This is a genomic window from Providencia sp. PROV189 (genome assembly GCF_028480065.1).
GTDB classification, from domain to species: Bacteria; Pseudomonadota; Gammaproteobacteria; order Enterobacterales; family Enterobacteriaceae; genus Providencia; species Providencia stuartii.
The window spans coordinates 60,864-82,232 of sequence record NZ_JAMPOG010000005.1 but is presented as its reverse complement, the minus strand read 5'-3'; the positions used below and the strand labels follow the sequence as shown (position 1 = coordinate 82,232).

18 protein-coding genes are annotated in these 21,369 nt (G+C 39.9%); 7 read left to right on the top strand and 11 right to left on the bottom strand.

Annotated features, from left to right (window positions below):
* Nucleotides 1–2: 2 nt before the first annotated feature.
* The 6 genes from PR833_RS04450 to PR833_RS04425 form a co-directional block, all read right to left on the bottom strand.
* Entirely contained in the window at nucleotides 3–1,061 is a 1,059-nt protein-coding gene (locus tag PR833_RS04450; protein ID WP_060560824.1) for a fimbrial protein, read from the bottom strand.
* Nucleotides 1,062–1,075: 14 nt separating this feature from the next.
* The gene (locus PR833_RS04445) at nucleotides 1,076–3,640 is read right to left on the bottom strand and encodes a fimbria/pilus outer membrane usher protein (RefSeq protein ID WP_040132342.1); all 2,565 of its coding nucleotides are present in this window, start codon (nucleotides 3,638–3,640) and stop codon (nucleotides 1,076–1,078) included.
* A gap of 35 nt (nucleotides 3,641–3,675) precedes the next feature.
* On the bottom strand, nucleotides 3,676–4,356 hold the full coding sequence (locus tag PR833_RS04440; protein ID WP_014656581.1) for a fimbrial biogenesis chaperone: 681 nt from the start codon (nucleotides 4,354–4,356) through the stop codon (nucleotides 3,676–3,678).
* A gap of 137 nt (nucleotides 4,357–4,493) precedes the next feature.
* Complete coding sequence (locus PR833_RS04435) at nucleotides 4,494–5,045, bottom strand: fimbrial protein (RefSeq protein WP_004922584.1); 552 nt, start codon at nucleotides 5,043–5,045, stop codon at nucleotides 4,494–4,496.
* Nucleotides 5,046–5,799: 754 nt separating this feature from the next.
* Complete coding sequence (locus PR833_RS04430; RefSeq protein WP_014656582.1) at nucleotides 5,800–6,570, bottom strand: ABC transporter permease; 771 nt, start codon at nucleotides 6,568–6,570, stop codon at nucleotides 5,800–5,802.
* Nucleotides 6,567–7,508 (bottom strand): ABC transporter ATP-binding protein, encoded by a 942-nt coding sequence (locus tag PR833_RS04425; RefSeq protein WP_004922590.1) that lies wholly within the window; start codon nucleotides 7,506–7,508, stop codon nucleotides 6,567–6,569. The genes PR833_RS04430 and PR833_RS04425 overlap by 4 nt, the downstream gene beginning before the upstream one ends.
* Nucleotides 7,509–7,766: 258 nt before the next feature.
* On the opposite strand from PR833_RS04425, the gene can reads away from it, so the two are divergent.
* Entirely contained in the window at nucleotides 7,767–8,420 is a 654-nt protein-coding gene (gene can, locus PR833_RS04420) for a carbonate dehydratase (RefSeq protein WP_004922593.1), read from the top strand.
* Nucleotides 8,421–8,502: 82 nt separating this feature from the next.
* Here can and hpt read toward each other — a convergent pair whose 3' ends face one another.
* A complete protein-coding gene (hpt, locus tag PR833_RS04415; protein ID WP_014656584.1) occupies nucleotides 8,503–9,039 on the bottom strand; it encodes a hypoxanthine phosphoribosyltransferase in 537 nt (178 codons plus the stop codon).
* A 362-nt stretch (nucleotides 9,040–9,401) separates the two neighbouring features.
* Nucleotides 9,402–11,027, bottom strand: coding sequence for a multicopper oxidase CueO (cueO, locus tag PR833_RS04410; protein WP_272525914.1), 1,626 nt, complete (start codon nucleotides 11,025–11,027; stop codon nucleotides 9,402–9,404).
* Nucleotides 11,028–11,274: 247 nt separating this feature from the next.
* Between cueO and PR833_RS04405 the strand changes: the two genes are divergently transcribed.
* Complete coding sequence (locus PR833_RS04405) at nucleotides 11,275–11,622, top strand: YacC family pilotin-like protein (protein ID WP_004922605.1); 348 nt, start codon at nucleotides 11,275–11,277, stop codon at nucleotides 11,620–11,622.
* Nucleotides 11,623–11,659: 37 nt separating this feature from the next.
* On the opposite strand, the gene PR833_RS04400 is transcribed toward PR833_RS04405, so the two are convergent.
* A complete protein-coding gene (locus PR833_RS04400; protein ID WP_004922609.1) occupies nucleotides 11,660–12,715 on the bottom strand; it encodes an AbrB family transcriptional regulator in 1,056 nt (351 codons plus the stop codon).
* A 149-nt stretch (nucleotides 12,716–12,864) separates the two neighbouring features.
* On the opposite strand from PR833_RS04400, the gene PR833_RS04395 reads away from it, so the two are divergent.
* A complete protein-coding gene (locus tag PR833_RS04395) occupies nucleotides 12,865–13,275 on the top strand; it encodes a GNAT family N-acetyltransferase (RefSeq protein WP_004922612.1) in 411 nt (136 codons plus the stop codon).
* A 55-nt stretch (nucleotides 13,276–13,330) separates the two neighbouring features.
* Here PR833_RS04395 and PR833_RS04390 read toward each other — a convergent pair whose 3' ends face one another.
* Nucleotides 13,331–13,963 carry a TetR/AcrR family transcriptional regulator gene (locus PR833_RS04390; RefSeq protein ID WP_014656587.1) on the bottom strand — a complete coding sequence of 211 codons (633 nt, stop codon included), beginning with the start codon at nucleotides 13,961–13,963 and terminating at the stop codon, nucleotides 13,331–13,333.
* A gap of 310 nt (nucleotides 13,964–14,273) precedes the next feature.
* Between PR833_RS04390 and PR833_RS04385 the strand changes: the two genes are divergently transcribed.
* Together PR833_RS04385 and PR833_RS04380 are read left to right on the top strand one after the other, a co-directional pair.
* The gene (locus tag PR833_RS04385; RefSeq protein WP_272525913.1) at nucleotides 14,274–15,497 is read left to right on the top strand and encodes a Tm-1-like ATP-binding domain-containing protein; all 1,224 of its coding nucleotides are present in this window, start codon (nucleotides 14,274–14,276) and stop codon (nucleotides 15,495–15,497) included.
* Nucleotides 15,498–15,507: 10 nt separating this feature from the next.
* The gene (locus PR833_RS04380; RefSeq protein WP_004922623.1) at nucleotides 15,508–16,335 is read left to right on the top strand and encodes a phosphoenolpyruvate hydrolase family protein; all 828 of its coding nucleotides are present in this window, start codon (nucleotides 15,508–15,510) and stop codon (nucleotides 16,333–16,335) included.
* Nucleotides 16,336–16,719: 384 nt separating this feature from the next.
* Here the strand turns inward: PR833_RS04380 and PR833_RS04375 are convergent, their stop codons facing one another.
* Entirely contained in the window at nucleotides 16,720–17,616 is an 897-nt protein-coding gene (locus PR833_RS04375) for a diaminopimelate dehydrogenase (RefSeq protein WP_272525912.1), read from the bottom strand.
* 216 nt (nucleotides 17,617–17,832) lie between these two features.
* On the opposite strand from PR833_RS04375, the gene PR833_RS04370 reads away from it, so the two are divergent.
* Together PR833_RS04370 and PR833_RS04365 are read left to right on the top strand one after the other, a co-directional pair.
* Complete coding sequence (locus tag PR833_RS04370) at nucleotides 17,833–19,185, top strand: MATE family efflux transporter (protein WP_004922637.1); 1,353 nt, start codon at nucleotides 17,833–17,835, stop codon at nucleotides 19,183–19,185.
* Between the two features lie 200 nt (nucleotides 19,186–19,385).
* On the top strand, nucleotides 19,386–20,705 hold the full coding sequence (locus PR833_RS04365) for an L-cysteine desulfidase family protein (RefSeq protein WP_014656590.1): 1,320 nt from the start codon (nucleotides 19,386–19,388) through the stop codon (nucleotides 20,703–20,705).
* Nucleotides 20,706–21,369: the final 664 nt, after the last annotated feature.

Genomic DNA, 21,369 nt, shown 5'->3' with positions numbered 1-21,369 from the left:
CTTTAGTCATAAGCAAACGTTAGTGTTAATGCTGCATTCCCTGAACTCGCTTTAACCTTTTTGGCCGTTTTAACATATTCAAAACGCAATGGAACGGTATAATTCTTTTTGCCTGCTTCCGTACGAAATAGAAGCTGATGATTATCGGTAACAACGTTTTTATCACCACCAACTTTTAATGCCGGAGAGCCATTATGAAAAACCTGCACGCCATAGCCAGGTGAGTCCGAGTTATCTGTTAACTCGATGAAATCACTGCCTATTTTAGAGGCTCTTCCATATTCGCCTAATGTCATATAAACACGCATCTCAGCATTACAACTCATCTCAATACTTTCTTCTGCTAAACCAAACCTATAGCCAACATCAAACCTATTTACCCTATTTAGATCATGTTCCCCTAAATCGATATTTAATCTTTTTGTATTGATATTACAAGTAGAGGCTGTCGACTTTAAATGAGTATAGCTACTATCTATAAATCCATCATAAGTATATTGGGGATCATCTTCCTTATAACAGGTAAAAAATGCCCGAGCATCGCGAGAGATCTTTGTATCACCTTTTGGCGGGATACCATCAACTCTGACTCTTGCAAAGGCAATTTCAATCCTAACCTCAGTATCAGGTTTTTCTAAACCAAAAAGGCCACTTCCATACCTATCTTTTATTGGATACCACTCAGGATCACCATCCTCTCTAATTCCCCAAGCATAACCAACGCCTTTAACATTTCCAGCATAAACAGGGAACGCTTTTCCTCCAAAATTAACTGTTAGGCCTGTTGCGTACCTAGCATCATAAAATATCATTTCGGTAAACTTCCCTTGTTCTTTCGGGTTATTAAGGTTGCTTTGACAAACTGTTCCTGAATATATTTGCCATCCCTCCCCGATAATCGTTCCCGATGCGACCTCTCCCGCAGCATCATCAAACACTAATTCTGAATCAGGAAAAATGATCCTTGCAGAAATATCTGAACTTATAGCTATATTTGGGTAACCACATAGCAATCCGAGAAAAAATGCAATTGATGATAATTTTAATACTGTATTTTTCATTTTATCTCCGTTCTTTATTCACATATTGCTTGCAGAGATGCTACTGGCATTTGCTTTTCTTGTTCATTAAGTTGGTAATTGGCCATACACTGTTCATCTGTTTGATTTCCCCATTTAATATGGATCTTTCCTTGCTCTGGCATACCACTAAAATAAATATCACCATTATCCCCAACAATACCACCACTGCTTAATCCATCTTGTTCGGAAACTAATTGTCCTATTGAACCAAAAGGAACGGCTTTCCCATTGTGCGTCACTGTCAATAAAACACGATATCCTGTATATGTCTTAAACTCCGCTAACATTGCCGCACCTCTTGTCGGAACTAGGGTCAGTGCGCTTTTTTGCAAATCAACATTTTCTGGTAATGACGTGGTATCTAATAACACTTCATTCTGTGTATAGGCGCTGAGATAAGGAACTATCGCATAACCTCGCCAATCAGTTCTTATTCCTGTTTTATTTTTAACTTTAACCCCTTTTGCTCCCGGTGCCTTCACAATAGCAAAAGAGTCATAGATTGGCTGAGATAATGTCACACCATCAGAGTGCACAACAATGGCACCATTTAAGCCATAATTGGCGCGTTGTGAAAATTGGTCATAGCTATAGCCAGCATTTGCGATGGTATACGTACTTTTATAAGATAATGAAGCATTACCTTGTGCTTTTTGATTTCGATTGCCGTATGACTGCTGTACTGAATAATTTAAATTATGATCATCCAACAGGGATCCACTCAATCCAGCCATATAATTACTATCCCCTCTGTTATTACTACTCATAGAGAGGTTTAGCATACTATTATTAATCGATAGGCCACCAAGAGGTATGCTAAAAGAGAGAACAAATTGGTGATCAGCCTTATCGTAGCCTGAAAAATCAGAATAGCTATAATTCAAGGTATATTGGTAACCTTTATAGTTATTATTGTAACCCGCATTTAATGTCCGCTCATGACCACTTTGATTCCAAAAATCTTGCTGATAAGCGGAAACATAAAGGTTGCCATAAGCCTCCAAATCCTGATTAACCGTCGCTTGATAACGATTTTTTTTGCTATAAAAACTGTCTCGCAAATAATTAGCGTTAGCTTCTGGGAAAGAATAAAAGCCCTCTGTTGAATAACGATAACCTGCAAAGGTGACTGTGGTACCTGTAGTTAACAGATTTTTAGTATATTGAACACGGTACGATTGACCTGTTTTTTGTCGGTTATCAAATTGAGTAAATTTTGTTTTTGCTTGGGTCACATCTGAAGACAAAGCACCAACATAACCTAGGTTTAATCCAATACCCGCAGCATAAGATTGGTAATCTTTGGAAAATAGACCACCGCCATACGCCGTTATTCCTTTAGGTAAACCATAAATGACCGTTGCTTGCGCAAAATTAGGCTCTTTGCCACTGTTATTATTTTTAAATTTCCCGCCAGTCACTGCGTATTTCAATTGACCTTCACGCTGCATAATGGCTAATGAAGAAAAAGGAACGATAAATGAGCGTTCACTCCCATCGGCCTCTTTTACCGTCACCGTTAAATCTCCGCTCGTTCCCGTCGAATAGAGGTCGTTTATTTCAAAGGGGCCGGGTGAAACATAAGATTGATAAATAATATAGTCATTTTGTTTTATCGTTATTTCGGCATTACTTTGCGCAATTCCTCGGATGATCGGAGCAAAACCACGTAGAGAGCTGGGGATCATCGATTCATCTGAAGCGAGTTTAGCACCACGGAATTGAAAACCATCAAAGACTTCACTCGGCGTTGAAGTATCACCAATTGTTAATTGAGATTTAAGAGGATTAATGCCTCGTTCAAGGTAGGTTTCAATATTTTGCCAACGGCTTTGATTATTTTGATAAGAATACGTTGAATAATTTTTCAAACGCCAAGGGCCAACATTTAACCCACTGCGTAAGTTAACATAGTGGGATGACGTATCTGCATGAGAAGATTTATACCAAGTGTTAGATCCCCGATAAAAATAACTTAATACCAGAGCGGGTACACCATCATCCCATAAACTAGGATCAACTGTTCCAGACGCTGTTTTATTCATCGCTATCTGAGGAATAGAAATAATCAGCTTCTGGTTAGTCAATTCAAGCCGTGTATACGCATCTGGAATATACTTTGAAATATCTTCAATTGGCTGTGTTTCAGTTAAATTGGCAAAAGTAGGAAGGGTTTTAACATTAACCCCCCAATTTTCAAGTTCCTCTTTAGTGAGTACTGGTATTAATTTTTGATCCTCTTTGCTCTTAACAAAAACCAAAGATTTAGAACCTACTCCTCGCCCATTTAAGACAATATCTACATGATATTCGCCCTCCTGCTGTCCTCCAGGCGTTGAAAATTGCTCTAAACTTTGCAGTTCGGCTATATTTTGTCCATTAACTGGCGTTAACGAGTGAGGACTAAAATAGTCACCAGCAAACGCCATTGGAAGGCAAGCAACTGACAGAGTTAAACCTGCAATGGCTTTGCTGAGCGAATGAGGAGCAATCTTGCTGAGTTCAAATATGGATACTAAATTTTCTTGTATGTACTCTTCTTTATTAAAAATTAGCATAATAGTAAAATTCCATACCTGACTTTAATTTTTTATTATTTTAATTCTTGCTCTTGACTATCTGTTATCCCACCAACATCAGTCACGGCTTTCCACATCACTTTATTAACTTGAATACCTGAAATATTCCACGAATGCTCTCCCATAGGAGGAAGCATAACAGGCTCGTCGATAGATTTATTCCCTACTTTTAATTCACTAAAAGAGACATAATAAGGTGTTGGATTTTTACCCACTAACAGGTTGCCTTTTCTTTCAAATGTCACTTTTTTATAAGCAGCCCCTGCGTCTGCGCTCGATAATGATTTAGGGCGATAAATCAGTTTGATTCGATTATTAATCGAAATAGTCAGGTTATTTTTAGCATTAGGATCAGTCGGTGGAATCGACTTTACATTCAACCAAAAAACGCTTTCCTTATCGTCAGGTAGATCTTTACCTGTATAAACAATCCTCAATGAATTGCTGGATTCAGGTTCAATTCTAAATAAGGGAGGGGTGATAACAAAAGGTAACTTAGTTTGATTATTACTATCGAAATGATCAATCCAAGATTGAATTAAATATGGTGTCTTATCATTATTACGAACTGTAATGGAAGCTTCTTTGCTGTTTGCATCATAAATAACCCGTGTTCCACCAAGTACAACACTTGCATTCGCTTGGGTTACGATTAAAAAGAAGAAAAAAAGAGTAGATATTAATGTTTTAACCATAATGCTATCCCTAAATATGGGGAACATACCTTCTGATAATCACGTGTAGAATGATATGTTCCCATTAATGCTAAAACTTTGTTAAATTAAATCGAGAATTTTTCTCACTTTAATTATTATTGTTTATTTACTTGGCATTATTGGTTATAAGAAATTGTTACTGTCACATCCGCGTTAGCCACACCCGCTTTTACAGGGCCAGTTGTCACATAACGGGCATAGTATTCCTTCTCACCGCTATTATTAGCTCCTTTAAGTTCAATTTCACCCGCTGGTGCTCCAGGGGTAATATAAGCTGTATCGCTTTCAGCATGAGTAATACCAATACCAGCACCAACTTCTGTGGATGTTTTATATAAGCTGCTATTTGTACTATCCGCAGTTCCAGTGAAAGTGATCTTTGCTTTTTTAATAACATCAGGGCATTCGTTAAGTGCAATCACAAACTTTGTTGGTTTTGTTGTTTCATCGGATTTTTGAAAATGGCTCACCAACCAAGTGCCTAACTGTACTGTTCCTTCACTTGAGTTCTCATTATTTGTTTCGATAGTACAAGTTGATTCAACAAATTGCCCTTTAAAATGGATAGTTCCCGTTTCTTTACCATCAATGACATCTGCATTTGCAACGCCAGTGAATAAAGACATAGTGATAGCTGAAGTAACTAATAAGGCTTTATTTAGTTTCATCTTGATGACTCCTAAAATATATAATTTGTTATCTAATTCTTTTATTGGTATTTCACTATGAAATTACATAGTTTAATAAGGTTATTTCTTATCTCGACCATCCTGCATAGGAGTATATGCAATTTATGTGTAAAATCCAGTTTACGTGTGAAAACCGTTAATTTACATTAAAAACAAACAAATCACTAAACAAAACGCTATAAAAAAGAAAATCACAGAACAAAAAACCAAAAATAAAACACAAAGAAGCTATTAAATCCAATTTGAGGGATAAGAGAGTATTCAATATTCTAATACATAAATGTAAGGCAATATTTCACCCTACTGTGCTGATATCTCTACTATTTTGCGTTTGCTATTTTTTTTCGATATCAGAAAACACAATAAAATCATTATGTTAAGAATATCTATTTTTCCTACCCAACGAAAAATAAAAAAAATTTAAGATTGAAATTATTTTAATACTTTTTTGTTAGTTACATTTGAACATATATCGCAAAAAGACAGTTTAGTTATATTTATCTCATAAATTATAGTGATTGTTTTTTATTAATATTATTTACGCCAGAAACCAAACTAAGTATATTTTCGTAACTGTATTCCATGTTAATTTCATGATTGATAAAAATCTGAATTGAATATAGGGATCTAACTAATCGTCGCTAGATATTAAGGTATAAAAAAACCCCCAATAGTTAGCTAGCTATTAGGGGTTAAATTAAGTCACTTCGAGATAAGAAAATAAGTTATATCGTTAACTTCTTAGCCCTCTCCCTTGCTCAATTAAATACCATGTTAATCCATAAAAAATCACAAAGAAGATCATCAATACACCTAATGTCACGGCAATTGATACATCAGCAATACCTAAAAAGCCATACCTAAAGCCACTGATCATATACACAATCGGGTTGAGTTTTGATACCGCTTGCCAAAAGGGAGGTAATAATGAGAGTGAATAGAATACGCCACCTAAATAGGTCAATGGTGTCAATACGAAAGTAGGAACTATGCTGATATCATCGAATGTTTTGGCAAAAATTGCATTTAATAACCCTGCCAGTGAAAAAACGATTGAAGTTAATAACAATGTAATTATCACCATACTCCAAGAATGTACTTGGAGTGGAATAAAGAACAATGACACGATGGTGACAAGTAGCCCAACCAAAATACCGCGAGCAACACCACCACCAACAAAACCAGCAATGATGACATGTGTCGGTACTGGCGCAACGAGCAATTCTTCAATGTTCTTTTGGAACTTAGAGCCAAAGAATGAGGAGCAGACGTTAGAATAGGAGTTCGTTATCACAGCCATCATAATCAAGCCAGGAACAATAAACTGCATATAATCTACCCCACCCATATCGCCAATTCGGGAACCAATCAGGTTACCAAAAATGACAAAATAGAGAGACATTGTAATCACTGGCGGTAATAACGTTTGTACCCATATACGACCAAAACGTGTGACTTCTTTAATCCAAATAGTCTTTAATGCGACCCAATATAGAGAAATCATTGTGCTTCCTCCAAACGAGCGGCATGACTTTCTTTTTTCACTAAGTTCACAAACAGTTCTTCCAACCGGTTAGCTTTATTGCGCATACTTAAAATTTCGATGCCTTGCTCATTAAGTTGGCTAAATACCCCATTTAATCCTTGCTCTCTTTTCACATCAACTTCTAAGGTCGACGTATCAATTAAACGAGTTTCATACCCTTTAAGCTCTGGAATAGGGCTTCTTGTGCCAAGGTCAAAAATAAAGGTTTCAGATTCCAGCTGACTTAATAATTGTTTCATACTCGTATTTTCAACTAACTCGCCATGCTGAATAATACCAATATTGCGACAAAGCATTTCTGCCTCTTCAAGGTAGTGTGTGGTCAAAATAATCGTCGTTCCTTGTGCATTGAGCTTTTTCAAAAAGCTCCACATAGAACGACGTAATTCAATATCGACCCCCGCGGTCGGCTCATCCAAAATCAGTAGTTTTGGCTGATGCATTAGCGCTCGTGCAATCATTAAGCGACGCTTCATCCCACCGGATAGGTTACGCGCGCGCTCATTGCGCTTTTCCCATAAATCCAATTGAGAAAGATAGGTTTCTGCCCGTTGATGGGCTACAGAACGAGAAACCCCGTAATAGCCCGCTTGGTTAAGTACTATCTGTAACACGGTTTCAAATGGGTTAAAATTAAACTCTTGAGGAACTAACCCTAATTGTTGTTTAGCTTGTACGACTTGCTTATCTAAATCATAACCAAACACTTTAACAGACCCACTCGTTTTATTGACCAATGAGCTAATTATTCCTATTGTGGTCGACTTACCAGCGCCATTAGGTCCAAGTAATGCATAAAAGTCACCATCTTCTACGCTTAGATCAATTCCTCGCAAGGCTTTCACGCCACCTGGATAGGTTTTGGTGAGCTGCGATAACTCAAGTGCGTAAGTCATATGTAAAAAACACCTTTATTCTTGGGTAGGTTTGGGAGCAATATAATACTATGATGCCATTTTTTTCTGATCACTGTTATGCAGAAAAGAGAAAATAGGTATATGCTAACCAATTCATGTGGTTAGCCATATCAATATTGTCTAATCAGAATGAAATGCACATCATAAGGATGTAAAGATTAATACAACTGAATATTAATTAATAAATAAATGCTGTATAAGATTTTAACGTAAAGTAACACAACTAGGCTATACGTCATGATGAGAAAAATTGAAGAGCTGTTTGCTAACAACGAAGCATGGTCAGCTTCCGTAAAAGAAAAAGATCCTGAATTTTTTAAAGAACTATCCAAAGCTCAGAAACCGAGATTCTTATGGATAGGTTGTTCAGACAGCCGAGTACCTGCCGAAAAATTAATCAATGCTGCACCAGGCGATCTCTTCGTTCACCGTAATGTTGCAAACTTAGTTATCCATACCGACCTAAACTGTTTGTCGGTTATCCAATATGCTGTTGATGTCCTTCAGGTTGAGCATATTATCATCTGCGGCCACTATGGATGTGGTGGTATTGAGGCTGCGGTTGACAATACTGAACTTGGCTTAATCAATAACTGGTTACTGCATATTCGTGATATTTGGTACAGACACAGCTCAATGTTAGGTGAATTAAAACCTTGCGAACGCTTAAATCGCTTATGTGAATTAAATGTCGTTGAGCAAGTTTACAACCTAGGTCACTCAACCATTATGCAATCAGCGTGGAAACGTGGGCAAAAAGTGATGATCCATGGTTGGGTTTACGGTATCAACAATGGTCGTCTACATGACTTGCATATTACCGCAGATAGCCGTGAAAGATTAGAGCTTTGCTACCGTGAAGCAATTGCTAAATTGACCAATAAAAAATAATTTTTATTTATCGCGATAAACGAATAAAGGGCCGTTCCATGGAACGGCCCTTCTTTTAACTAACGCATCGAATATTATTCACTTACTCTTCAATCAGCGTGACATGACCAATATAAGGTAAATGACGATATTGTTGTGCATAATCGATACCATACCCAACAACAAATTTGTCTTCGATTGAATATCCAATCCACTCGACAGGTACTTCAACCTCACGGCGTGATGGCTTATCAAGCAGAGTACAGATTGCCACGGATTTAGGACCGCGCAATTCAAAGATCTCACGAACCTTATTTAAGGTATTCCCTGAATCAATGATATCTTCAACAATCAACACATGCTTATCGCGAATGTCTTCATCTAAGTCTTTGACTATTTTAACATCGCGACTTGAGTTCATTGCGTTACCGTAACTTGAAACGGTCATAAAATCGACTTCGTGTGGGACTTCAATCTTACGGCATAAGTCAGCCATAAAAATAAATGAACCTTTTAATAAACCTACTAAGACTAGCTCGCCATCAATATTTTTATAATGTGCGCTAATTTTTTCAGCTAGTTCACTGACTCGCTGGCTGAGCTCTTCTTCAGAGATCATCACTTCTAGTGTATGTTTCAATTTCCCACTACCTATTTGTTTTGAATACTAAAATTCACATTTCTATGATAAGACGCAAAACGCTTTTAAGCCGCGACCAACAGCAACATTAGAAATATGAGAACAAAATTTGGAAGGAGTATAACAGAACTCACCATTTGTCGTAAAAGAGGATCCGATAACTTGTTATAAATTTTATAACTCATCTTTCACAATTTCAGGCAATATGGCCTTTTTATGATGAGAAAACGAATAAAATCAATAGCAATAGATATGAATAAAAGATGTCATCCTTGACTTTTTCACTTCAGTATTAGGGCGTAATGAGGGCATAGCAGCATGGCTCATTAACGACCTAATACACAAGGCTAAGTGATATCACCTCAACTCACTGTGAAGCCCATCATCATGCCAGTATCTTCGTGCTCTAAGAGATGGCAATGCGCCATATAAGGATGCGCCTTGGTGGCAGGATGTTTAAATTCCACCAGCACCTCACTGACTTGGCCTTCAACTTTAACAATGTCTTTCCAACCTTGTCGATGAGGTTCCACGACCTTACCATTATCTTTTAGTATGCGAAAGCGCGTTCCATGAACATGGAATGGGTGAAGCATCATATCGCCACGACCGGAAATAACCCATATTTCTTGGCGATTCATAGGGGCATCAAAGGCGGCTTCCGTCATCGAAAATGCCCGACCATTGATTGTATTGGCATTATGGATATCAAGTTCACCAGAGCCAGTTCCGCAGTGGCCTCCGCCATTACGCATACCGCCCATATTACCATGCCCCATCATGCCCATACCGCCATTTTCACCATTCGACATCATGTGGCCTTGCATCATGCCACCATGTCCGCCCATATGACCCATCGCTTGCTCACCATAGCGCTCACGTAACATCATCATCCCTTGCATATCCAAGCGCATATCCATCATTAAATGAAAACGACGACGCGTTAATCCAGCCAATGAAGGGAGGGCGGGCAACGTCGCGAGCTGTTCAGACAATTTCCCCGCACCAGTACCCATTGTGGTTTCAATATGTAACACAGGTAAGGGTTGATTAAATGGCGCGATTGTCATGCCCATTTGATTAACAGGCAGTGTCAGCAAGTCAAAAGAGCGGCCATCCCTCGCATCAATCAGCACTTCAAACCTTTCCCCCATCAGGATAGGTAATTCGGTCACAGCAATAGGCTCAGCGAGCAATCCGCCATCACTTGCTACAACATACATTTTACGTCCATCACTGGTTGAGATGTTCAAGCTACGTGCATTACAACCATTAAGTAGCCTTAAACGCAACCAGCCTTTTGGTGCCACATGTTTCGGAAATACCGCACCATTGGTTAACATCAAATCCCCAAACCAACCCACGGCCGCACTCATCACATCCAATTGGTAGTCGATTTGCCCATCATCTTTAAGTCGCTTATCCTGTAAAATCACAGGGATATCATCAACACCCCATTGGCTTGGTAACCCATGTTTGTCGCTTTGTTCATCTTTAATAATCACAAGGCCCGCAAGCCCCATTGCGACTTGATAACCTGTTTTGCCATGAGTATGAGGATGGAACCAGCAGGTCGCCTCTGGTTGGTCGATGGTGAAATTGACTTGGCGGCTAGCGCCCGGTTTGATGATCGCTTGTGGCCCACCATCCTGCTCCCCTGAAATTTCAAGGCCATGCCAGTGAACGGTTGTATCTTCTGGTAATTGGTTAGCAATATGAATATTTACGCTCTGACCTTTTTTCAGGCTCAAAGCTGGGCCGAGCAAGTCTCCGTTATATCCCCACGTTGTCGTTTTTTTACCGGGAACAAATTGGGAAGCACCTTGTTTGATTGCTAATTGGATATTACCTTGGGCATCAGGCTCTAGCAGTGGAGGGATTGCCAGTGTTGGGTAATTTTCGGCTGCCACAGCGATACGGCTCCAAATCGGTAGTGCACTAGCCGCATAAGTGATAGCGCTCAACTTAATGAAATCGCGACGTAACATTGATAACCTTCCTTTTATTTATCAAATTAATAAACGAATTCAAACTATCTGGCTCCGTGGGTGATTACCGTTTAGGGCCAAAATATGGTTTAATGTCCAAAAATGATAAAGCTTCCCCTTACAGGAAGGTCAAGGAAACCATGTACTTATTAAGGGTATATTACACAGTTTTAAGAAAAATATACTTGACTAACAATTCTATTGTTATGTTAACGTTACTTGACATAAAAAACAGATAGAATACTGAATGCGCAAATTTACTGTAATTTTTTACATCATAACTCTGTTAGGAATAACCCATTCTGCCAGAGCATTGACCCCCAACGAAGCTGAAGATCTTGCTGATCTCACAGCGGTCTTTATCTACTTAAAATATGATTGTGGCTACACCCAAATCCCTGATAGAGAAATTGAACGAGCTATCGTTTACTTTGCTCGCAGCAATAAGTGGGATTTAGGGGATTACGATTCACACCAAATGACTGTTTTGAACAAAGAGAGCTACAATGACCTAAAAGGGATCCCGCTCCCGCAAGAATTTAAATGCCAATCTCTTGCGCGTGATTCATTAGGCTTATTTGCTTATGTAAAATAAACATCTCCCCTTATCGAGGGGAGTCAACGCTCACTGATCAGCCAACATCGCTATTACGCTTTTTTTTCGCCCGCTTTTCTTGCCAGAACATAGCAATGGAAGGAATACTTTGAATAATCACCATCCTAATGATGTGATTTGACATAACAAATCCAGCATCCAGCTTCATTGTGATTGCAGCAAACGTCATCGCTTCCATGCTTCCCGGTGCCCAAGCCAGCAACAATACCGAAATCGGATAGCCAGTCACCCATGCAGCAAACAGTGTGATCAATAAGGTTAGGAAAATATTAATAATGACCACTTGAGCCGATGAATAGATATTTTTGATCAATGACGACAGTGGAAAAACAATAAAGTGGTTACCAATATTCATCCCGATCAAAACCATACTGAGTTCAGTGATCATCACCGGAAAATGGATTTGCACATCTAGCCAGCCTTGGATCAGCGTCGCAGCACCTAATGATGTCAGCATAAATGGAGCAGGAACATGCATCCGCTGCAATACCAAGCCTAATCCTAACCCCGTTAATACAATGAGCGTTAACCAGAAGGTTGCTTCTAACGTCAAAGATGGCAGTACAATTAACGGCTGGGGATCCCCATTGCTACCTACCACGATCCCAGCTAACAAAATTAAAATGATGAGGCGGATCGTATGAGAAATGACAATTTTTTGTGGCGGGGTATGGGTATGATCTGTTAATGCTAATATGGCCGCCATGGCTCCCGGAACAGAGCCCAGCATCGCTTCTTGTTTTGTCCACCCGACTTTGCGATGAAACCAAAAGTAACTGAATGAAAATTGGACGGCTAAACAGACGACCAACATCAAAAGGAGTAGAAATAGATTTTCCACTTGCCCCAATGAGACTTGATTAAACATCAGCCCCACAGACGTTCCTAATGATATCTGGACAAATGTGAGCGTATATTTTGGAATGGCAAATTGAATTTTGAAGCGATTAAACACAATGACAGCAATGATTGGACCAAACATTAATGCGAGAGGTACGCCAAGATAAGTGAGGGTTCCACCAATTAAGGCACAAATAGCAATGCCTAAGCCCATCTTCAATAATCTTATCATCGCAAAATCCTATCACTGCGAGAGCAGTTAGCGTACCTATATTATCTGTAATAGTCTTAATAGTATCCTCTTAATACTTTAAATTCATTAAATTATTAGATAGTAAATAACCGTATAAATCATCATTACCTTGAGAGATAAGCAAAATTATGACAATACGTATCACAACATCCCCGTCTGAATCTGAAGTTGCTCGTATTCATCAATCATTAATTAACTATAATTTGCAATTTTTCAGTGAAGATATTCATTCCCCATTAGCCGTATTTTATGAACAAGAAGGGGAAATATTAGGCGGAATAACAGGCTCAACACTCGGAAATTGGCTACGAATTAACTACTTTTGGCTCGAAGAGTCACTGAGAAAGCAAGGCATTGGATCACAATTAATACAAGCCATGGAGAACAAAGCGAAAGAGTTGGGGGCCAAATATGCACAAGTCGATACATTCAGTTTCCAAGCAAAACCTTTTTATGAAAAACAAGGTTATCAGGTGATCTCAACACTGATTGAGTACCCGATTAAGCATGAAAGGTATTATTTTATGAAAGCGTTATAAATCTATATATCAGGAACGATAGGTACTCCCCCTACCGTTCTTTTAGTGCGATATATCAGCACCCTTGGGCATTTTTATCCGCAGTGGCTTGGTTAATAATTGCTTTTGCCATCCACTGTGCGATTTCAATGACCTCAGCATCATCTTGTTTCCAAATATCTTTGAGTACTAAAAAGATTTCAGAACCATAAATGACTGAAAATGCTTTGATCACCTTATCAATAATTTCTTGAGGGTACTCATCTTTCATGGGAGCGGTCACCATCGTTAAAATGTCTTTACGGTTCCCCCTTTCAAGACGCTTTTCTTTAGGGTCTTGCGCCAGTGATCGCCCCTGTGCCCATTGTTGCAATGAAACTTGCAATGCCGCCCTCAATGCGCCTTCATGCTCAAACATCCGAGGTAAGGCAAATGATAATAACTCATCAATACGCTCTTCAGTTTTTTGGCTACGTGGTTGCCATGTTAAAATTGGCCCCAAGCTCGCATTAACGGTGGCAGCGATCAGATCACTTTGCGTCGGAAAGTAGCGATACGCGGTAGCCCTTGACACTCCCGCTTCAGCGGCAAGCTCAGAGACTGACGGCATGCTCCCTTTTTCAAAAAGCGCTAATGCTGTATTAACGAGTAAAATGTAAGTCCGTTTTCTTGTGCCTTTATATTCATGATTAGAATGTGTTAATGACATCGTCTCCCTCCCCTTAAAAACATTTCGCTACGATAAAATAGTGAATGGTTACTCATCATGACACTTTGCCATAATGACAGCTACCGATTCTTAAAGCACCTTGTATTTTTATCGTTCGCCTTAAAAAAAATTAAAACACAAAAAATTCAAATATGCCTTATTTATCAAGCCATAAAAGAAACCAATATCTAAAAATTATTGAACAACCCCAAAATGAGACTACAGTCTCATTTTACATTCAGCCAAAATGATACTATAGTCTCATTCAGATGAGAAATTAAACATCTTCCTAACCTGTAAGGATTTTCCTATGAAACAACATCAGGGATACATCTACATAGCAACAACATTAGATACTAAAAGCGATGAATTGTTCTATGTCTGCGATTTGATCAAAGAGACGGGTTTATCTGTACGCACTGTAGATTTGACTACGCAACCAACACAATTAAAAAGAGATGCAGATGTTAGTGCACAGACGGTTGCCAGTTTCCACCCAGCAGGTGTTGAAGCCGTTTTTTGTGGTGACAGAGGAAGAGCGATTGAGGCAATGTCATTGGCTTTTAGCCTTTACCTCAATGCACAAACCGATGTAGCGGCTATTTTAGGCTTAGGTGGCTCCGGCGGTACCGCGTTAATTACCCCCGCGATGCAGGCACTTCCCGTTGGTATTCCAAAGCTCATGGTTTCCACCATGGCATCAGGAGATACTTCTGGATATGTCGGTGCAAGTGATATTTCGATGATGTACTCCGTCACCGATGTCTCGGGCCTAAATGTGATTTCTCGTAAAGTGCTAAAAAATGCCGCTAACCAAATTGCTGGTTCAACCTATTTTAACCGTGAAGATAAAGTAGACGATGTATCAAAACCAGCCATTGCATTAACGATGTTTGGGGTAACCACCCCCTGTGTTCAACAGCTCACTGAGCAACTTGAATCACAGTATGACTGCTTGGTTTTTCACGCAACAGGCAGTGGCGGTAAAGCGATGGAAAAATTAATCGATAGCCATTTACTGCACTCTGTATTGGATATCACCACCACAGAAGTGTGTGACCACCTCTTTGGCGGCGTCTTAGCTTGTGACGACGATCGATTTGGTGCGATAGCACGAACACAGACCCCTTGTGTTCTGTCTTGTGGGGCATTGGATATGGTTAATTTTGGACGCCCATCAACGGTGCCCGACCATTATCGCCATCGATTATTTTACAACCATAACGCGCAAGTAACATTGATGCGCACAACGAAAGAAGAAAACCAGCAGATGGGCCGCTGGATAGCAAACAAACTGAACCGCTGCGAAGGTGAAGTGCGTTTTATTATCCCAACGGCAGGCTTCTCAGCATTGGATATTGAAGGCGCTCAATTTTGGGATCCAGAAGCCGATCAAGCCTTCATTGATGCATTAACTGAAAATCTTATAACAACAGAAAAACGCAAACTTATTTTGAGTCCATATCACATCAACTCACTGGAGTTTTGTGAACAAGTGATTCAATTACACCAGGACATTTTGAACAACAAATAGAGGTTCATCAATGAAACATAATCGCGAAAGCTTGCTGAAAAAATTCAAAGAGATGATCGCGCGAGGCGAGCCAATTATTGGCGGTGGTGCCGGTACAGGCCTTTCTGCGAAATGTGAAGAAGCAGGCGGCATTGACTTAATTGTCATTTATAACTCTGGCCGCTACCGGATGGCGGGTCGTGGTTCACTCGCGGGCCTACTTGCTTATGGTAATGCTAATGAAATCGTTATGGATATGGCTAAAGAGGTTTTACCAGTTGTAAAACATACGCCTGTACTTGCCGGTGTTAATGGCACAGATCCATTCTGCCAATTTGATCATTTTCTTGATGAAATAAAAGCCAAAGGTTTTGCGGGTGTGCAAAACTTCCCGACCGTAGGTTTAATCGATGGTAACTTCAGAGCTAACCTCGAAGAGACTGGGATGGGCTATGGTTTAGAAGTGGATATGATCCGCCTAGCCCATGAGAAAGGCTTATTAACTACCCCTTATGTTTTCAGCCGTGAAGATGCTATTGCAATGACCGAAGCGGGTGCAGATATTATCGTGCCTCATATGGGGTTAACCACGGGGGGCAATATTGGTGCAGAGACAGCATTAACACTTAAAGATTGTGTGCCATTAATCAATGACTGGGCTAAAGCCGCAAAATCAGTACGCGATGATGTTATCGTTCTGTGCCATGGTGGCCCAATTGCGACCCCAGAAGATGCGGAATATATTTTAGCGAACTGCCCAGACTGCCACGGTTTCTATGGTGCAAGCTCCATGGAGCGCCTACCAACGGAGGTCGCTCTCACTGCAACAACCGAAAAATTTAAATCAATTAAACGTTAGTACTTTAATACTCAATGAAAGTTGTCCATGGTAATCATAAACCGCTAATAATAATGCAACTTTAATATCACGAGTATCTATGGCTTTGCCAACACCAGGGCACCTACTTCACCGTAGGTGCTTTTCTTTTTACAGCCTGCCAGAATTGATTCTCTTACTTATCCGTTTGTCTTTGTTGCGTTCAAGGAAAAACAAAGCGTTCGTTGCGCCATCATAAAAATAGCCCGATCACCTAAAATAAAACTCAGATTATCACTCTGCGCGACATGGCGATATTGCGGGGGAAATAAGCGGTAAACCAACGTTAATGGTTTATCTAAAAAGACTAAATAGGTCAAACGGAGTTGGCATGAGTGTAGCAAAAACAATCATGCCATCCAGTGATTACACTAACTTAGCAATCAAGCTATCGAGATCACCTTGCAAGAAATGCACTGGTGGGATTTCAATCACGGTATATGCTCCGGCAGATTGTTTCATCGTCGCTCTTGCCGCAGAAACCATAAATTGCGATGTCAGTGCAGGGTTGTTAATTCGCATTGAGTACTCAAATAATTGATTATGCGTTGCTCCAGAAACCCCTTTATGCGTCATATGGACACCATGGCCAACATCTTTCAGCGCGTCCACACTATCAACTTGGCGAATATGGGTCTCATCGGATGAGAAATAGCTATCGGCTTTAATCGCGTTAGAAACGTCTGCAAAGTTTGCGCCCGCATCAAGCTCAATATAGACCATACGGCGGTGAACGCCAGTACCCAACGGAATCGTTACCGATAGTGCGTCTTTAACGCCATCAATAGCTTTAGCTGCAACACTGTGCCCCATACTCATTCCTGGGCCAAAGTTAGTGTAGGTGACCCCTTTTGGCGCCATTGCCAACATGAGTGTACGCATAATTGAATCAGAGCCCGGATCCCAACCCGCGGAAACAACGGCAACGCTTTTATGCTCTTTCGCAACGTTATCTAACCGTTTTTTTAGTGCCACAATATCGGAGTGCACATCGAAACTATCGACGGTATTGATCCCCTGACTTAAAACTTTCTCAGCTAAATCACCAATCGCCCGTGTGGGTGAGCATAAAAGCGCCACATCAACTTTGCCTAATTTTTCAATATCATCGACAACGGTGTACCCCGCTAATTCTGCTGGGATATTTTGTACATTACGGCGTACCACACCGACAAGTTCAAAATCATCCGCTGCCAATACCGCTTCGAGTGCATAACGGCCAATATTTCCGTACCCCACTATTGCGGCTTTAATTTTTGTCATTGTGACTCCTTTACTGTTCTGATGTTGTCTTTTTATATTGATATCATAACTATCAATCAGGAATAAATTAGCAGAATCATCATTATTAAACAAAAGATTAACTTTTCCTTAAATAAGCACCTATAGACTCTATTAACTCAACATAAATACGGGTAAAATCTGCCTGCTTTTCCTTTATCCATATGAATTTTATTTTAATTATTTTGAAGGTTCTCAATGCATCAATCCGATGTCACTGAGAGATCACTCTTTTCTCTCAGTTGGCCAATATTTATTGATATTTTTCTTCATTTGGCCACATTACTTATCAATACCTATATGGTGAGCCATGTTTCAACCGCCTACCTTGCGGCAATGGGCGTGGGGAATCAGGTATTTGATCTTTTTATTACCATATTTAACTTTATTAGTGTGGGATGTAGCGTTGTCATCGCCCAATATTTAGGGGCTGGACGCCGTGAAAAGGCCAGCCAAGCTATTCATATTTCTATCGCTTTTAACTTTCTACTCGGTTTTTCCAGTGCTCTTATCGCGCTGTTTTTTGGATATAAAATCCTCAGTATCATGAATACGCCATCCCATCTAATGGAAGATGGTTATGCTTACTTGCATATTCTTGGTATTTGTCTAATCCCCGAAGCCATCTCCATCATTCTTGCTGCTTGCTTGCGTGTGTACGGCAAAGCTCAACCCGCTATGTGGGTAACGCTCATTGCTAACGTGATCACTGTTGTTGGTAATATGATTGTGCTATATGGCTTTTTTGGTCTGCCGCAATATGGCCTTGAAGGGGTAGCATGGTCGACGGTAGTGGGCCGTATTGTCGCCGTTATCTTGCTGTTCTGTCTGTTATTCTATGGATTAAGGATCAAGTTTACGCCACAGCTGCTGGTTCGCTGGTCACGTACAATGCTAGGTAAAATACTGCATATAGGCTTGCCATCTGCGGGTGAAAATTTAGTGTGGATCCTCCATTTTATGACCGCATCTGCGTTTATCGGTTTAATGGGAGAAACCTCTCTTGCCGCGCAAACACTCTATTTCCAACTCTCACTCTTTATCATGCTGTTTGGTATCTCTATCAGTATTGGTAATGAAATTATGGTGGGACACCTTGTTGGCGCTAAGCGTTTTGAAGAGGCTTACCGTCGTGGAATAAAAAGCTTAAAAATGGGCTTTTATGTCACGATTGGCGTGGTATTTTTCTTTTGGTTATTCCGTTCCCCTATCCTTAACAATTTAACGGATGACCAAAATATTATTCATGTGTTATTACCGCTGTTTCTACTCTCTGTTTTTTTAGAGCCGGGGCGTACTATCAATATCGTCATGGTTAACGCTCTTAGGGCTTCAGGAGATGCTCGCTTCCCACTTTGCACCGCCATTATTTTTATGTGGGGAGTCGCCATTCCACTCGGTTATTTCTTAGGAATAAAAATGGAAATGGGCTTATTAGGCATTTGGATTGGCTTTTTTGCCGATGAATGGTTACGTGGTTTAACTAACGCATGGCGTTGGCGTTCTCGTCGATGGCAAAGTAAGAGACTTGATCTCGAAAGTGAGTCTTAAAACCAATACTATCCTGCCTATCGCTTAGGCAGGATTTTTTGTGATTAAGCTCAAACTTGAAATTTATTTTTTACTATTCGCATCTTTATAGAAAAAATTTCTCTCAAACAATTTTATCTTCTCTAACATAGTGAAAATTTTCTCCCAATAATTCTTTAAAATATCCTTATTAAACAGGTGTTCTTTAGGGGGAATTCATTATGCAAGTTCAAGCTCAGCCACTTCTTTGGCAGTATTTTATCCATGCAGTAAAACAAGAAGTCAAACCTGCTTTAGGTTGTACTGAGCCAATCTCTTTAGCCTTAGCAGCAGCAAAAGCTGCTGCTTGCGTTGGTGGTACGGTCACTCGTGTCACCGCATTCGTTTCCCCTAACTTAATGAAAAATGGCATGGGAGTGACCGTACCGGGAACGGGCATGGTGGGTCTCCCAATTGCAGCGGCATTAGGTGCTGTTGGAGGGGATGCCGACGCTGGGCTAGAGGTATTAAAGTCAGCCTCAACGAGTGCCATTGAACGCAGTAAAAATATGTTGGCGCAGGGCCTTATTACTGTCGATATTAAGCATCCCTGTGATGATGTGATCTATTCAGAGGCAACGGTATTTACAGATAAAGGCTCAGCAACTGTCGTTATCGCGGGTACTCATACGCATGTCGTAAAAATGATCCATAACGACACTGTTATTTTTGATAGCACCCAACAAATGCAACAAAATGAATCCCCTGTGGATTGTGCTGCCGACGTGACACTTCCCCCTGTCACGGCCAAAGCTGTTTATCAATTTGCAACACAAGCGCCATTTGAAGATATCCGCTTTATTTTAGAAGCCGCACATTTAAATGATGCCCTGTCTCAGGAAGGGCTACGCCATGTTTATGGTCTGCATATTGGTAAAACGTTGCAATCTCAGCGAGATAGAGGCTTGCTGTCGAAAGATCTCATGTCAGAAATTATGATCAGAACATCGGCAGCTTCAGATGCACGTATGGGTGGAGCCGTATTACCCGCGATGAGTAATTCCGGCTCAGGTAACCAAGGTATAGCGGCGACAATGCCTGTTGTTGTCACTGCTGACTACTTACAATCAACAGAAGAGCAGTTAGCTCGCGCCTTAATGTTGTCACACTTAATGGCAATCTATATCCATAATCAACTGCCCGCCTTATCTGCGCTGTGTGCTGCAACAACAGCCGCAATGGGAGCTGCGGCGGGGATCGCTTGGTTGCTAGAATCACGTTATGAGGTTGTCGCAATGGCAATTAGCAGTATGATTGGCGATGTCAGTGGTATGATATGCGATGGTGCATCAAACAGTTGTGCGATGAAGGTTTCAACCAGCGCTAGCGCCGCCTATAAAGCCGTGTTAATGGCTCTCGACAACAGTTGTGTAAGAGGCTCTGATGGCATCGTGTCCGACGATGTAGACCAATCCATAGCTAACTTATGCGCTTTAGCTACCGGCTCTATGAGGCACACCGATGTTCAAATTATTGAAATAATGGCTGCAAAAGCGCGCTAACATAATCAAAATTCAAGAAAAACAGGCCACTAATTATTCGTGGCCTGTTTTTTTTATGGCATCTAAAAATATTAAAAAAACAGATAAAAACAGTAGAAAATAACTAAGATAATTCTTACAATAATACTTAAATATGGGTTTGTAGATAATTTAGCTCAATAGAGGTCGAGCATAGTGCTGTTACTCAATAAAATGTAGATGTTAACCAAATAATCGGTAATTTTTATTTAAACTTGGCATGTATGCAGTTGAGCGTTATTTAATATATTACAATCATTATTATTTCTTATTTATATGGCAAAAAACCAGAAACCTATAACTTATTGATAGTAATAATTTTTGATTTATTCATATTCATATTTTTTTATACTTTATTAATACTTTCTAACAATTCCCCGTTAAACATTTCTTTTTGTAACATGTTTATATAACAACTATTAATTGTTAATAATCTTAGTTGTTTATCTCGAATTGACACATAAAAACCAGGGTTATAAGCATATAATACTCAGTTATTGGTGCTCAAAAAGTATCAATAACCATTTATCGCATTGATTTTATTAGATTTATATTAATAGAACCATTACTCCATTTATGGGTTTTACTCGTATAATAAATAAATTCAGACTATCGGATATTTGATCTAAAAAAAAATAAGATTTAT